The 15,301-nt window shown below is 37.8% G+C and carries 10 protein-coding genes and 1 tRNA gene; 4 read left to right on the top strand and 7 right to left on the bottom strand.

Translation table 11 applies throughout. From position 1 onward, the window contains the following. Window positions 1-2: 2 nt before the first annotated feature. From FLJC2902T_RS04995 to FLJC2902T_RS05010, 4 genes are all read left to right on the top strand, one after another. Window positions 3-476, top strand: a complete 474-nt coding sequence (locus FLJC2902T_RS04995) for a GNAT family N-acetyltransferase (RefSeq protein ID WP_023578681.1) — start codon at window positions 3-5, stop codon at window positions 474-476. A 78-nt stretch (window positions 477-554) separates the two neighbouring features. Then, window positions 555-1,808, top strand: coding sequence for an aspartate kinase (locus FLJC2902T_RS05000; RefSeq protein ID WP_023578682.1), 1,254 nt, complete (start codon window positions 555-557; stop codon window positions 1,806-1,808). Between the two features lie 101 nt (window positions 1,809-1,909). Continuing rightward, complete coding sequence (locus FLJC2902T_RS05005; protein WP_023578683.1) at window positions 1,910-5,314, top strand: hypothetical protein; 3,405 nt, start codon at window positions 1,910-1,912, stop codon at window positions 5,312-5,314. A gap of 62 nt (window positions 5,315-5,376) precedes the next feature. Then, window positions 5,377-5,940 (top strand): hypothetical protein, encoded by a 564-nt coding sequence (locus FLJC2902T_RS05010; protein ID WP_023578684.1) that lies wholly within the window; start codon window positions 5,377-5,379, stop codon window positions 5,938-5,940. Between the two features lie 116 nt (window positions 5,941-6,056). On the opposite strand, the gene FLJC2902T_RS05015 is transcribed toward FLJC2902T_RS05010, so the two are convergent. From FLJC2902T_RS05015 to pth, 7 genes are all read right to left on the bottom strand, one after another. Next, complete coding sequence (locus tag FLJC2902T_RS05015; protein WP_023578685.1) at window positions 6,057-7,037, bottom strand: c-type cytochrome; 981 nt, start codon at window positions 7,035-7,037, stop codon at window positions 6,057-6,059. Window positions 7,038-7,399: 362 nt separating this feature from the next. Beyond that, window positions 7,400-8,500, bottom strand: a complete 1,101-nt coding sequence (locus FLJC2902T_RS05020) for a sensor histidine kinase (RefSeq protein WP_035677315.1) — start codon at window positions 8,498-8,500, stop codon at window positions 7,400-7,402. After that, window positions 8,487-9,044 carry a chemotaxis protein CheB gene (locus FLJC2902T_RS05025; protein ID WP_023578687.1) on the bottom strand — a complete coding sequence of 186 codons (558 nt, stop codon included), beginning with the start codon at window positions 9,042-9,044 and terminating at the stop codon, window positions 8,487-8,489. The genes FLJC2902T_RS05020 and FLJC2902T_RS05025 overlap by 14 nt, the downstream gene beginning before the upstream one ends. Before the next feature lie 2 nt (window positions 9,045-9,046). After that, window positions 9,047-9,859 (bottom strand): CheR family methyltransferase, encoded by an 813-nt coding sequence (locus FLJC2902T_RS05030; RefSeq protein WP_035677318.1) that lies wholly within the window; start codon window positions 9,857-9,859, stop codon window positions 9,047-9,049. Continuing rightward, window positions 9,859-13,929, bottom strand: coding sequence for a response regulator (locus FLJC2902T_RS15725; protein ID WP_023578689.1), 4,071 nt, complete (start codon window positions 13,927-13,929; stop codon window positions 9,859-9,861). Before FLJC2902T_RS15725 ends, FLJC2902T_RS05030 begins: the two co-directional genes overlap by 1 nt. Window positions 13,930-14,294: 365 nt before the next feature. Continuing rightward, window positions 14,295-14,368: transfer RNA gene (locus FLJC2902T_RS05040), tRNA-Ala, on the bottom strand. Between the two features lie 150 nt (window positions 14,369-14,518). Further along, window positions 14,519-15,133: an aminoacyl-tRNA hydrolase gene (gene pth, locus FLJC2902T_RS05045; RefSeq protein ID WP_051364257.1), complete on the bottom strand. Its 615-nt coding sequence runs from the start codon at window positions 15,131-15,133 to the stop codon at window positions 14,519-14,521. Window positions 15,134-15,301: the final 168 nt, after the last annotated feature.

The following is a 15,301-nucleotide window of genomic DNA, read 5'->3' on the forward strand; positions in this document are numbered from 1 at the left end:
CCATGCACATCAGAAAAGGAACCGAAAAAGACATGCCGGCCGTTCTTGATTTGATACGCGAATTGGCGATATTCGAAAAAGAACCCGATGCCGTAGTGGTTACCGTGGCCGATTTGGTGCGTGACGGTTTTGGCGATAAGCCATTATTTCACACTTTTATAGCAGAAGTTGACGGAGAAATCACAGGCATGGCCTTGTATTATTATCGTTATTCGACCTGGAAAGGAAAAACCATCCATCTGGAAGATCTGATTGTGAAAGAAAAAATGCGCGGTACGGGTTTGGGGTTAGCACTATATACCGAAATCATGAAACAAGGCAAAGCCGATGGCGTTAGAAGAATTGAATGGAATGTATTGGACTGGAACCAAAACGCCATCGATTTCTATGAAAAATCGGGAGCGAAAATATTGGACGACTGGAGAGTGGTTCAAATGAACGAAGAAGGAATTGCGGCCTTTTTAAACCGCAACTAACTATATTCAACAACTATCAATCCGGAATTCTGAATCCGGTTTTTCCGAAATTCAGAGGATTGGAATATTTTAAACAACATGAGAATTTTTAAATTTGGAGGAGCCTCCGTAAAAGATGCCGAAGGCATTAAAAACGTACACAGTGTTTTACAACAGGTAGGTTATGAAGATGTACTTCTTGTAGTTTCGGCTATGGGAAAAACTACCAATGCTTTGGAAGTGGTAATCAAAAATTATTTTGACAAATCCAAGGAATTGAATGCTTCGGTTCAGGAAGTAAAGAAATACCACAATCAGATTTTACTGGATTTGTTTGAAGACGAAAAACATTCCGTTTTTGCAGCTGTAAACAAACATTTCAGCGATTTGGAATACTTCTTAAGCTCGAACAAATCACCAAATTACAATTTCGTGTACGATCAGATTGTAAGCATGGGGGAAATCATTTCGACGACTATTCTAAGTCACTACTTTAATCATGTCGGAGTAAAAAACAACTGGGTAGATGTCCGCACCCTTATCAAAACCGACAATACCTATCGTGATGCGATTGTAGATTGGGAAACCACGCAAAAAAACATCTCCAAAAACGTAAAAAAGAAAGTCTTAAACATCACTCAGGGATTCCTGGGTTCGGATGAAAACAACTTCACCACCACTTTAGGCCGTGAAGGTTCCGATTACACGGCTGCGATTTTCGCCTATTGTTTAAATGCCGAAAGCGTAACCATCTGGAAAGACGTTCCGGGCGTTTTAAATGCCGATCCGAGGTATTTTGAAAACACCACTTTATTGAATCAGATTTCGTATCGCGAAGCTATCGAGTTAGCGTTTTACGGTGCTTCGGTAATCCACCCTAAAACCTTACAACCGCTGCAAAGCAAAGAAATTCCGTTGTATGTAAAATCATTCCTGAATCCGCTTTTACCGGGAACCAGCATCGCCAAAGGAACCCATCTGGAGCCGGAAACCTCATGTTTCATCGTGAAGAAAAACCAATTGCTGTTATCCCTTTCTTCGATTGATTTCTCCTTCATTATGGAAGAAAACATCAGCGAAATCTTCGGATTATTCCACAAATACAAAGTCAAAGTAAGTTTGATTCAGAACACAGCGATCAGTTTCTCGGTTTGCATTGAAGATAAATTCGGCAATTTCGAAGAACTAAAAAAGATTCTGGCAAAGAAATTCAAGATTTCTTACAATGAAAATGTATCGCTGTACACCATCCGTCATTTTACCGACAAAGCCATCAAAATGGTAGAGAAAGACAAAACAGTTCTGGTGAAACAAATAAGCCGCGAAACAATGCAGATTGTCACGAAAGAATAACAAACAAATAAAAGTAAAGCCGAAAACAATAACCGTTTTCGGCTTTTATATTTCTTGTCAATTATAAATACTACTTTTGGGAATTCCGAGTTATAGTAGTTATGTTGAAACAGGCGTGTTTACTTCTTTTTTTCCTATGTTTTTCTGCAGTCTGGGCTCAGGAAACCAAAACGCCTTACCAAACCAAAAAAATTACGGTATCCGAAAAACCGGTTTTCATTGACAGCATTAGCATCAATAAGGAATTTTTCAAGCTTTTGGATAAATCCGGAAACGAAATCGACACACTTTTCTACACCGTTGATTTTCAGAAAGGAACTCTGTTTTTTAAAAATAATTTCCAATCGCAAGACACTCTGACCGTTCGGTATTTGAAATTCCCCGACTACCTGACTAAAAAATACAGTATTTACGACCAAAGCCGAGTGGTAAGTAACGAAGCCGGACAAAATTTGTATCGGGTTTCCCGCGAACCGATTGCCACTTTCAAACCTTTCGACGGCTTGAGCACTTCGGGAAGTATTTCGAGAGGTGTTACGGTAGGAAACAATCAGAATGCAGTGGTAAATTCTAATCTGGATTTGCAGATTACGGGTAAAATCTCAGAAAAGGTCAGTTTGCGCGCTTCGTTACAAGACAGTAACATTCCGCTTCAGGAAGGCGGTTACTCGCAGAAACTGGATGAGTTTGATCAGATTTTTGTGGAATTATTTTCCGATAAATGGGCAATTCGTGCCGGCGACTTATTCCTTGAAAACCGACAATCCCGCTTTCTGAATTTCAACAAAAAAGTACAGGGCTTATCGACTCATTTTACCTTCGGCCAACCCGAAAACAAAACCGATGTGTTTGCAGCCGGAGCCATCGTTCGCGGTCAGTACGCCAAAAGTACCTTTACGGGTCTGGAAGGCAATCAGGGACCTTATAAACTGAAAGGTCCGAACGGTGAGTTGTATGTTCTGGTCATTTCAGGTTCCGAGCGGGTTTATGTAAACGGAATTCTGCTGGAACGCGGCGAAAATAATGATTATACGATTGATTACAACGCGGGTGAAATCCGGTTTACATCACTGTTTCCAATAACTTCCGAGATGCGGATTAACGTGGAATATCAGTATTCCGATCGGAGTTATACCCGTTTTGTAACCTACGGAGGCGTAACCCATGAGCGGGAGAAATGGAGCATCGGGGGTTTTCTTTATTCTGAAAATGATGTAAAAAACCAGCCTTTACAACAAAACTTATCCCCGGAACAGGCACAGATACTGGTTCAGGCCGGTGATGATCCCGATCTGATGACCGCGCCTTCCGCCTATGAAGACAGTTATTCCGAAAATAAAATTTTGTACAAGAAAGTATTATTGGGTGGTGTCGAAGTTTTTGAGTATTCCAACGACCCATTAGATGTTTTGTATAACGTAAAATTCACTCTGCTTGGCAACAACCTAGGAAATTATGTACTTTCAAGCAGTCAGGCCATTGGTCGGATTTACCAATATGTGGCACCACTAGCCGGTGTTCCACAGGGAAATTACGAACCGATAATCCGATTGATTCCGCCCACAAAAATCCAGATTGCAACGGTTTTGGGTAAATATAATCCGAGTGAGAAAACCAATATTGATTTTGAATTCGGCCTCAGCAACAACGACAAGAACTTATTTTCTTCCATAGATGATACTGACAACCAAGGCATTGCCGGAAAAATAAACGCCAAGCAACGACTTTTTTCTAAAAAATGGAATGTGGACGGGTTTGCCAACTACCAATTCGTGCAGAAGGAATTCAAAACCATCGAACGTTTATTTACCATTGAATTCGATCGCGACTGGAATTTAACCAATCCCCAAGGCGATCAAAGTTTATTGATTTCCGGAGTGAATTTTGAATTGCCCGGAAAAGGATTCGCTCGCTATCAGCTGGAAAAACTGGATTTTACGGAGAGTTTTTCGGGGACACGTCATGTGGTGGACGGTCTTTTCAAACTCAACCAATGGACGTTTTCCAACAATAGCAGCGCTTTACAAAGTGACGCGAAGGATTCGGATTCCCGTTTCATCCGAAGTCAGTCCCTGGCAAAATACAATTTCAGGAAAAACTGGGTGGGCGGCAGTTTTAGAATGGAAGACAACGAAGAAAAAATAAAGGCTACCGATCAGTTTTCGGCCTTGAGTCAGCGTTACAAGGAATTTGGTGCTTTTATCGGGCGGGGCGACAGTACGAAAGTCTATACCGAAATCGGTTATCTGCAACGAAGCAATGACAGTTTGCAGAACGGATTTACTCAGAAGGTGAACACCTCCCATTCCTATTATCTGAAATCGAAACTGATTCAGACCGAAAAAAGCGATTTGGCCGTATTTGTAAACTATCGTGATTTGCGATATGAGGACCCCATCCGTGGGAATGAACCTTCCTTGAATTCCCGCATATTGTATTCCGATCGTTTTTTCGACCAGTTAATCCAAGTGGCAACCGCTTATGAAACCAGTTCCGGATATCTTGCCCAACAGGAATACACCTATCTTGAAGTTGAACCCGGCCAAGGAGTTTACACCTGGAATGACTATAACCTCAATGGTGTTCAGGAATTACAGGAGTTTGAAGTCGCACCGTTTCCGGATCAGGCGAAGTATGTGCGTGTTTTTCTTCCGAATCAGATTTTCATCAAAACCCATCAGAATAAATTCTCGCAATCGCTTACTTTAAATCCGATTCAGTGGCAGAATGAAAACGGGTTTAAAAAAGTACTGTCAACGTTATACAACCAGACTTCATTTCTGATGGACCGTAAAATTGAGCGGCAGGGTGATAATTTCGACCTGAATCCGTTTTCCACCAGCGATAAGGACTTATTGGGGCTCAATGCGACGTTCCGGAACAGTTTGTTTTATAACCGCGGAAAACAACACCATTCCATAACCTACACGTATCTTAACAACCACGCAAAAGCGTTGCTTTCAGCCGGGACTCAGGAAGGTAAAAACGATTCCCATCAGGCGCAGTATGCCCATCTGGTTAAAAAAATATGGTTGTTTGGTTTTGACGGAAAGACACTTTCCAGTACCGTTACTTCGGACAACTATCCAGGCAAAAACTATGAATTGAAAGGCTATCTGTTGGCTCCGAAAATTTCTTATCTGTTTTCCCTAAATGCCAGTTGGGACATTTTCTATGAATATCAGAACAAAGAAAACCGGATTAATGAGATGGAAACCCTGAAGCAGCAACGAATGGGAACATCCTTTACGTATTCATCCGAAAAGAAATTCACAATGAGCGGCGAGTTTTCCTTTTATAAAAACGTCTTTGAAGGCAATCAATTATCGGCGGTGGCTTACCAAATGCTGGAGGGGCTGCAACCCGGAAAAAACCTCACCTGGAATTTGTTGGTTCAGAAAAATTTAACCCAGTATTTGGATGTGAATGTGAATTATCAGGGCAGAAAAAGTGAAACCAGTCAGACCATCCATACCGGAAATATTCAGCTAAGGGCTTATTTTTAACATGTTATACTGTAAAAACAAAACAATAAACAGTACTTTTGGGTTTACTAAAATTTTGAAAAATGAACAAAAAATACTTTTCAAGCCTTGTTTTAGCGGTGACCATATCGCTAGTTTCCTGTAAAAAAGAGGAAACCGCTGAAGAAAATACGGCAAGCCAAAAACCGGTTCCCTCGGTCTATGAGATTGTAAACGGCACTAATATCGCGCAAAAGCCGGCACAAATGCCACAACAAAACATGACGGTTACACCGACAACCACTACAACGGTTACACCTCCCGCGCCTGTTACGGTAGCCAAAGGTATGAATCCGCCTCACGGTCAGCCCGGACACCGTTGCGACATTAAAGTGGGAGCGCCTTTAAACTCGCCTCCGGGAAATAAAACAACTATACAACCAGGGGCTGCAACTGTTCAAAAGATGACTAATCCATCCTTCACTGTAACTCCTTCAGCTACTGCAACTTCAGGAAATACAGCCACAACCGCACAAAGCTCCGGAGTTCCGGCGCTTTTGAATCCTACAACCACTACCACTGCACCGGGAATGAATCCGCCGCACGGTCAGGAAGGACACCGTTGTGATATCGCTGTTGGGGCACCTTTGACGAAAACAGAAAAATAGTTTTTCTTCTATCATTAAAAACACGAAAAGCTACAACTTACTATTGTAGCTTTTCGTGTTTTTTTACTAAACAGATCATACTATCTCCAATCAATTAAGGCGAAGTGCGAAAGAAATTATTTTGCTTTTTCAAACTTTTCGATTTTATTTTCGACGGGACGTAGTGTTTTCAGATAATCATAAATAGCTGCTAGATCTTCATTTTTCATCCCCGCATACATAGTCCAGGGCATAACCGAATTAAATTCACCCGGCTTAATACCCGTCTGAAGTTTTGAACCGTCCTCACGTGCTTTAAACATCGCAATGAAACTTTCTTTTGACCACAATCCAATACCCGTTGTTGTATGGGGAGAAATATTACCGGAGCGCACCACAGAGCCATCCGGAAACGGAAATTCCCTTCCGCCTGCAAATTCAAATCCCGGAACAAAGTTTCCTTTTTCAAATGGAGTATGACAATCAAAGCAAGATGCGGCTGTGGCCATATAATTACCATAGGCAACAGTGTTTTTGGGATCAGGCATTTTGGAAGGCATTGCTTTTTTCGGAATGGTATTAATAATAAAATTCATGGGAAAGTCGGAGGATGACTGAGGAACTACATTTTCTATCGGCGCTAAGGTACGAACATAGGCAATTACTGCCTTAATGTCTTCCGGATCCATCTTGCCGTAATTATGAAAGGGCATCACCGGAAACATCGCTTCACCATCCTTATTTACTCCGGTTGTGATGGCACGAAAAAGTTCCCCATCTGTATAATCACTGATTCCTGCCGGTGTGATGTTTTTGGAATAGTACGCACCTGGAAAACCAAATTTCTGATCGAACAATTCGCCGCCCATTCCAAAAGTTCCAGCTATCGGTGGGCCGGAAAACTTAGACCAGTCTCTTTTGGAATGACAATCAATACAAACTGCTACGTGATTCGCCAAATACTTCCCTCTTTCAATTCTTTCCGGGGAAGCATCAACTTTCATAATCGGGGCATAATCTACATCGGGAAGTACCGTTTTCACATATAGCATTGCTAAAAGAACAACAACAATTAAAAGCAATGCCAAGCCTAATAATACCTTTTTCAATACACTCATAACTCCCTATATTTAGTTTAAACAAATTGATCGAATTCTAAGATAGGGACACTGTAAACATTTCATTTACAGGTGATTAAAATTAAGAAATTTTTATGAAAGAGAAAAAAAATTATGCACTCATATTTCCGATTTAAAAAATATGCAACGTTTTAGACGTCTATCTCAGCAGTTATTACATATAGAAAAGCAACACTGTTTCCAATAGAATACTCAGAAAAAACAAAACAAAATGATTGATTGGAGTTTGAGTAACGGGTTGAAAATCGAGCAAACAAGCCTAACCGCTTGGAAAATGGCAATCAAAAACACGCCCGTTCAAAAAGGCCAAATTTGATTTATTATAATTTAAAAAACTTTAATTATGAAGTAGCCCGAACCAAATTTGTGATTAGAAATTCACATCCGGAATCCGGAATAGTATTTATTTTTATATTCGCATTATTCCTTTCAGTCAATTTTTTCACCAGACTTAATCCGATACCGGTACTGCTTTCCCCATTTGATTTATTACCCAATGTCTGAAACATTTCGAAAACCTTCGTATGGTATTTTTCATCTATCCCGGGTCCATTGTCTTTAACAGATAAAGAACATTTATCAGAATCAAAAGTAATTACAATATCAGCAACATCTTTATCATTATATTTTATTGCATTAGATATTAAATTTAATACAATTTGATTTAATGCCATTGGCTGAAACATAATGAAATGATCCAAATTTACTTTTTCGATAGTAGTATTACTCTTAGGATTTATAAGTTTTATTACATTTTCAACGGTAGCCAATATGTTCACCTTTTCGGTCCCTTCATTATTTTGAATATTTCTGGTATAGTGAAGTAAGTCATCAATCAATCTGGACATTATTACGGTTGATGCTTTTACCATTTCAAATAATTTAGAGGGCTCACCTTTAAGATTCATTGCATTTTCATCCTCTATAATCTCCAATAAACTTTTTATGTTCCGTAAAGGTGCTTTTAAATCATGTGCTAATATGCTGGCGAATTGCTCTAATTCCTGATTTTTAACGGTAAGCTTATCATTTAAAAGTTTCAACTCTTGGTCATTATCCCAAATTCGCAAAAAAGAATCAACTTTTTTACGGGTCATTTCGACGTTTAGTGGTTTAAACAAAAAATCGATGGCACCTAAGTCATAAGCCTTTGTTATATAGCTCTGATCATTGCTTATTGCAGTCACAAAAATGGTAGGAATATTGGCAGTTGCAGGGTGACTTTTTACAATTTCCACAAACTCATACCCATCCATTTCCGGCATTTGAACATCAACAAGAATTAAAGAAACTTTTTCTTTCAGTAATATTTGCAGCGCTTCATTTCCGGAAGTACATGTAATTATTTCTCTGTCGGCACGTTCTAAAACACTTTTTAAAGCTATTAAATTCTGCGGCAAGTCATCAACCAACAATAGGGTATGCTTCTTAGCTGAAACCATAATTTAGTCTTTTAATGATATTATTTGACGTTACTACGTCATGCTTTTTATAAATTTCAATTGCTGCCTTTGGCATGACAGCAAATTCGGCTTCATCAGGATCCTGCACTATGGTTTTCCCGCCATTGTCAGCAATCTTCTTTAAACCTTTTGCACCGTCATGATTTGAACCTGACAGCAATATACCACAACATTTTTCTTTTAAAACCCGCGAAAATGATTCGAAAGTAACATCAATCGAAGGTCTGCTGTAATTTACCATTTCCGAAGAGTCCAATGAAAAACTCCTGTCTTCTTCTAACAACAAATGATAACCCGGTGGCGCTGTGTACAAAAATCCTTCTTTTACGAATTCTTTGTCTTCAGCTTCTTTAACTTTGTAATGCGTCATTAATTGGATATGTTTTTCCAACAATGAACCTTGATCTTTTAATCTGTGCAAAACAAGAACAATCGGAATACGTATTTTCTTGTCCATACCTTCAAGAATGGATAAGAGAGTCTGAAAAGCCCCGGCAGAACCACCAATGACAATCATTTCCATTTTTATCTTATTTTTTTATAAATCCTTTCCGTTTTATCAATTTCCATGAACTTATCACCAACACTGCTAAAGCGCAAAGATTCCTTACTTCCCAGCGCTAAAAAACCGTTTATGGGTAAACTGTCGTATAATAAATTTAAAACTTTGTCCTGCAGATCTTCATTAAAATAAATCAGGACATTTCTGCACAAAACAAGCTGACATTCCTTAAAAACACCGTCAGTAACCAAATTATGACGGGTAAACAGGATGTTTTTTTTCAAATCTGAGTTTACTATAAAATTATTTTTATCCGAAATAAAATACTCATTGAATGATTCCTTCCCTCCGCAGGCAAAGTAATTACCGGAATACTCTTTAAAATTTTTATTTGAATAGATCCCTTTTTTTGCCTTTTCAATGGCATTTGAACTTATGTCAGTTGCATATAATCTTGATTTATGAAGCAATTCAAATTCTTTCAGGAGAATTGCCAAAGAATAGGTTTCTTCCCCGAAAGAACAACCCGCGCTCCATATATTAATACTCGGATAACTTTCCAAATACGGAAAAACGTTTGTTGTTAAGGATTTAAAAAAACTCGGATCCCTGAAAAAATCACTTACATTAACAACTATTTCATTCACAAATTTATTAAAAGTCCCCTGATTATTTACCAATTCATATTTCAAATCAAAAACAGACCTCACTTTGGAATTCTCCATAAACCGATTAATACGCCTGAGCAACGAAGCCCTGGAATAATCGGAAAAGTCGTAGCCGTATATTTTTTGTATCAAAAATACAATTTCATCAAGATCGCCAAAATCAATCATTATTTATAAATCCATATACTGATTAATGAAATAAGCTTTTGAATATCGATTGGCTTGGATTGATAATCAGAAGCTCCCGCATTCAAAATTTCTTCTCTGTCCCCTTTCATTGCTTTGGCAGTCAAAGCAATGATCGGCAAGTTTTTCCATTCGTACTTTTCTCTTATTTTCCGAGTTGCCTCGAATCCGTCCATTTCAGGCATCATAATATCCATCAGCACCACATCAACATCGGAATTTTTTTCAAGTACTTCAAGCGCTTCAATTCCGTTGAAAGCCGTTAAAACAACACCTCCTTTGGCTGTTAAAGCACTCGAAAGGGCGTAAATATTTCTGATATCATCATCGACAATCAATATTTTTTTACCCGTAAGAGTGCCCCCACCCAATAAATCCTCATTTACCTCGTACTCCCTTTCATTGGGTGATTTAACTTTATCTAAAAAAAGCACCAACTCATCTTTTAATCTGTCGGTAACATTTGCGGTTTTGATAACAATACCGTCAACACTGCCCTGAAGTTCCAATTCTTCCTCCTGAGATAGAGATCTTCCCGTATTAACAATAATATTAATGTCTTTGTTTTTTGAAATTTTTCTGAGTTTTTCTATACTTTTAATTTCATTGGAATCACTCAAACCTATATCCATAATTGCACAATCCACAAGGTCATTTTTCAACACATCCTCTGCTTCTGCCAAAGTATGTGCCTGAATACAAATAACATTTTTATATGTGTTTTCAACCAATCCCTTTATTGAATAATTAAGATTTACATCGTCTTCTAAAATCAATACTTTTTTAAAGACCTTAGCTATTTGAGTCTCGATGGATTCAAAAGCGCTTTTTAGTTTTTCAACGGTAATTGGTTTCATCAGAAAATCAAACGCTCCCATTTCTGTAGCCAGTTTTTCCCTGTCCATCCCCGACATTACATGTACAGGAATGTGATGCATTTCTTTGTCTTCTTTTAGCCATTTCAGTACCGTCCATCCGTCAATTCCCGGTAATTTCATGTCCAGAATAATTGCTTTTGGCTTATATTGCTTAACATATTGAAAACCTGTTTCTCCCTGATGGGCAATAATGGCTTTAAATCCGTTATCGTGAGCTACCTGCAACAATACTTCGGCAAAAGAAACATCGTCTTCTATGATTAGTATTGTTTTATCATCATAAGTTACTTTATTTCTGTCGTCATTTAAGTTCTCAGACAAATCAATTGTGATCTCCGGCTTTGCTTGCTCCGATTTTGATACTATTTCCTGTTTTTCGTCAAGCACTGTTTCAGATAGTATCTGTTGGGATGTTTCACTGACCTTAAAAATTGCCGGAATATAAACGCTGAAGATACTGCCTTTATTTAATTCACTCTCAAAATCGACCTCACCGCCTAAAATATGAGAGAGTTCTTTTGAAATGTACAATCCGAGTCCCGTGCCTCCAAATTTTCTGCTGGTAGAACTGTCAGCCTGCTGGAAAGACTGAAACAATTTTGTTTTATTTTCTTCTGATATTCCTATTCCGTTATCTTCTATATGTACCGAAAGAATTTCATACGGAGCCAATTGAGATAAAAACGGTGAATTAAAATATTCTTTACCGTTAGCCGAAGAAAAACGCAGGGTAACCTTTCCGTTTTCGGGTGTGAATTTATGTGCGTTTGACAAAAAGTTTTTTATGATTTGCTCCAGTTTTCCTATATCCGTATTTAATTCCCCGGGACAGTCGTCTGACAGAATACTGGTAAATTCGATATTCTTTTTCAGCATTTGAGGTTGAAATAAAGCCAGAATTTCAGAAGATATCTTTTCAACTGTTGCTGTTTCGGCATGAAATTCTACTTTTCCGGATTCAATTTTAGAAATATCCAGGATATCAGTTATTAGTCCTAACAAATCGTTTCCGGAAGAATTAATAACCGAAAGATTATCTATCTGAGCCTCCGTTAAATTACCGGCACTGTTTTCTTTCAGTATGTCTGAAAGAATTAAAATACTGTTCAGAGGCGTTCTCAATTCGTGAGACATATTGGCTAAAAACTCCGATTTGTATTTACTGGCTTGTTCTATTTCTTCCGCTCTTTTATTCAAATCCTGATGAGCAATGAACAATTCATTATTTTTGATCTCTACTTCATGGTTTTTTTCCTCAAGTTCATGTCGCTGATCTTCCAGGTACGCATTGGTCTGTTCCAATTCGGCCGCCTGATTTCGAAGCTCTTCTTCCGATTGTTGTAAAAGTACGGCTTGTCTGTTTAACTCATCATTACTTTGTCGAAGTTCTTCTTCCTGAATCTGAAGAATATTGTTTTTCCGGTTTATTTCGTCTACCGATTTTTTCAATTCTTCATTTCTGACAAACACTTCAATGGCACTTCCTATAGGACGGGATACAGCATTCAATAATTTCTTATGACTTTCATCGAAATTTTCAAGTGATCCTATTTCAATGACGCCAATCACTTCTTTCTTATAGGAAACAGGGGTGATTAAAACATTGTAATACGGTGATTTCCCCAGTGAAGACGCTATGTAAGAGTAGTTTCCCGGCAAATTATTCAAACATTTCTGCTCGTTTATTTTCGCAACTTCCCCAACCAATCCTTCTCCGACAGCAATTACCTGCTGCGTGCTTTTATCATCTGCATATCCGCCGATTCTGTACAATTGATCTGTACTTTCTGATTCGTTCAACACATAAAAATTAGCCTGACATCCTTGGGTTTGCTGCACAATGGTTTGACAGATATTAGCTCCAAAATCATATAAGTCCTTAGATTCCACAATTGATTTATTCACCTCAATGATGCTTTTCTCCATCAGGCTTATTTCCTTAGCATCTTTGTTCAACCGGTCCAATTCCAAAGACATCGAATTCAACGATTTATTGAGTATATCCTTATCACTTCGAACAGGAATCGTTGCTCCAAAAACTCCGGATCCGATTTTCAATGCCAAATCAATGTGATTTCTTTTAGCAGCCAATAATCCATTAAATGCACTCCTTATTTGATCAAACTCCCTATTCCCCACAAAATCCTGATCTTCTATCATTTCTCCCATAGATATCTTTTTTATGGATGAAGATATTGAAACCAGGGTTTTAGATAAATTCGAGATTAATTTATAGGTAAGCGAAATGACAACCAATAAAAAAATCAATAAAAGTGAAGTCGAAAGTAGGATCGATTTTAAAGCAGCTTCTTTTTCATCATTAGCATAATCAAGAATGTATGCCAAGTTCTTTTTTTCGGATTCTTTTAATTTTGAGATGACTGCGTTCGATTCTTTCCACCATGATTCGGTAGTTTTATCCGATTTGTTTTCAATAATAGATTCGGCATCCGCATTTAGATCCGAAACACTATCTGATTTTCTGAAATTGATCAGATTTCTGTTAACATCATTAGAATCTGAATTAGCCAGTTTAAAATCAACGACACTTTCATAGTCTTTGGCTTTAAAATACAATTCCAACAATGAATCATCAAGTTTCAGTTGCTTTTCATTGTTTATTATTTTTTGCAAAACAACACCTCTTTTTAACAGCATCGCTTCTCTCAATGTCACATAATTGTAATAATTATTGGCCAGTTTGGTCAGTTTTGCATGCTCGCAATTAACTATTTCTCTTTCAATTAAATTATATAATGTTTTGTTGAGAAGCGTGTATTTAACAAAAGTAGTTACATTAGAATCCTTTTTTCTTTCTATATCGGATTGCAGTTCTAAAATTGAAGCCTTTAAGGAAATAAGATTATTGGCGATTACGGTATCGTTAAATTTTGTACTTGTAAACCAATCGAGCGTTTTTTGTTTCTCAACCCCGAACCTATCCATTTTGGAAGGATCATAGATTGAATAGACATAAAACCCTCTCTCTACGCTGATCTCGGATATCCCTCTTGAAAGCGAAGCTATATTATTGATACATCCTAAACTATGATCTATGCTTTTATAATTGTTTAAAGAAAATTTAATGTTTGACGTGGTCATATAAATTAATCCCAAAATAGGTATCAGCAGGATTAATATTAATTGTGTTTTAATTGAAAACGATTTCCACATAAATTATTGAGGTTATATTTAGGTAAAATCAAAGATAACAACTTTATTACTATTCTAACAAAATGTATAAAAACTAACTTAATCGAGAAAAAAATCACCGGATTTGACCGTTTTAATCATTGTGAAGCAAACGAACATCTCAGGTATCAACAATAAGAAAGAACCGAAAATCGACAGCTGATTATTTACCTAAGCTCATTTTTTATCCCCCCATTGTTTCACTTTACGGTTGGATTTTCACATTCCTCAACATACGATTTCAGTATAAAATGATAGAGGCATCACTTATCGTCAATTCCTCGTACAAATAAAAAACAAAAAACCCTGTAAACGAGGTGTTTACAAGGTTTCTTTAATTTAAACTGTGGAGAAGATGGGGCTCGAACCCACGACCTCTTGACTGCCAGTCAAGCACTCTAGCCAACTGAGCTACATCCCCAAGTCAAACTCACTTACCTATAGAAAGCTATAGCATCGCGAGTCAATGGTGCAAATATAGTATTATTTAGTATAAATCAACCAACAAAATACAATTTTGGCAAACTTCCTGTTTTTTACTGTAAAACTAAAAATCCAGGATACCTCAAAGTTACTTTCCGTTGAATTCACTCATCGTATTACCCAAGCCGGCCAGTGCGAATGATTTCACAGCTTCTGTTGCCATATCCAGACGCTCAGGTAATTTTGTCTTTTCTTCTTCATCCCATTCACCAAGCACGTAATCGACCTGTTTCCCTTTTTTGAATTCATCGCTGATGCCGAAACGGAAACGGGGATAATCAGAAGTATTTAAGGTTTGTTGGATGCTTTTTAGTCCGTTATGTCCGCCGTCGCTGCCTTTGGGTTTGATACGGATGGTTCCGAAGGGTAAATTCAGATCGTCGGTAATGACCAATACGTTTTCTTTGGCGATTTTCTCTTTTTCCATCCAGTACTGCACGGCTTTTCCGCTTAGGTTCATGTAGGTATTGGGTTTTAACAACAAAAGGGTTCTTCCTTTGATTTTACATTCGGCAAGCGCACCTAATTTTACGGTTTCGAAGGAAACACTTTCCTGTTTCGCCAAATGATCTACGACTTTGAATCCGATGTTGTGACGGGTGTTGACGTATTCGGCACCAATATTGCCTAAACCTACAATTAAAAATTTTTTACTCACTTCGTTTATGTTATTTTGTGGAGTTTGTAGAATCTCCGATTCCATGGGATTGATTACTTCTTTTGAAGGATTTTCTTTCTTGAAGATGTTTGTAAACCATTTCATAGAGCAAAAGTACTATAATTTGGAAATTTGTGAATTTGAAAATTTGAAAATGTTTCCAAAAATTCAATACCAATACTTCAATAGCCCCGATTGCAGTGGAAATCCTTT

Origin of the sequence: Flavobacterium limnosediminis JC2902 (genome assembly GCF_000498535.1) — a bacterium.
Taxonomy (GTDB): Bacteria; Bacteroidota; Bacteroidia; order Flavobacteriales; family Flavobacteriaceae; genus Flavobacterium; species Flavobacterium limnosediminis.

Excerpts from the sequence above, each read along its gene's own strand:
- FLJC2902T_RS04995 (WP_023578681.1), top strand. The coding sequence starts at position 3 with ATGCACATCAGAAAAGGAACCGAAAAAGACATGCCGGCCGTTCTTGAT.
- FLJC2902T_RS05000 (WP_023578682.1), top strand. The coding sequence starts at position 555 with ATGAGAATTTTTAAATTTGGAGGAGCCTCCGTAAAAGATGCCGAAGGC.
- FLJC2902T_RS05005 (WP_023578683.1), top strand. The coding sequence starts at position 1,910 with ATGTTGAAACAGGCGTGTTTACTTCTTTTTTTCCTATGTTTTTCTGCA.
- FLJC2902T_RS05010 (WP_023578684.1), top strand. The coding sequence starts at position 5,377 with ATGAACAAAAAATACTTTTCAAGCCTTGTTTTAGCGGTGACCATATCG.
- FLJC2902T_RS05015 (WP_023578685.1), bottom strand. The coding sequence starts at position 7,037 with ATGAGTGTATTGAAAAAGGTATTATTAGGCTTGGCATTGCTTTTAATT.
- FLJC2902T_RS05020 (WP_035677315.1), bottom strand. The coding sequence starts at position 8,500 with ATGGTTTCAGCTAAGAAGCATACCCTATTGTTGGTTGATGACTTGCCG.
- FLJC2902T_RS05025 (WP_023578687.1), bottom strand. The coding sequence starts at position 9,044 with ATGGAAATGATTGTCATTGGTGGTTCTGCCGGGGCTTTTCAGACTCTC.
- FLJC2902T_RS05030 (WP_035677318.1), bottom strand. The coding sequence starts at position 9,859 with ATGATTGATTTTGGCGATCTTGATGAAATTGTATTTTTGATACAAAAA.
- FLJC2902T_RS15725 (WP_023578689.1), bottom strand. The coding sequence starts at position 13,929 with ATGTGGAAATCGTTTTCAATTAAAACACAATTAATATTAATCCTGCTG.
- pth (WP_051364257.1), bottom strand. The coding sequence starts at position 15,133 with ATGGAATCGGAGATTCTACAAACTCCACAAAATAACATAAACGAAGTG.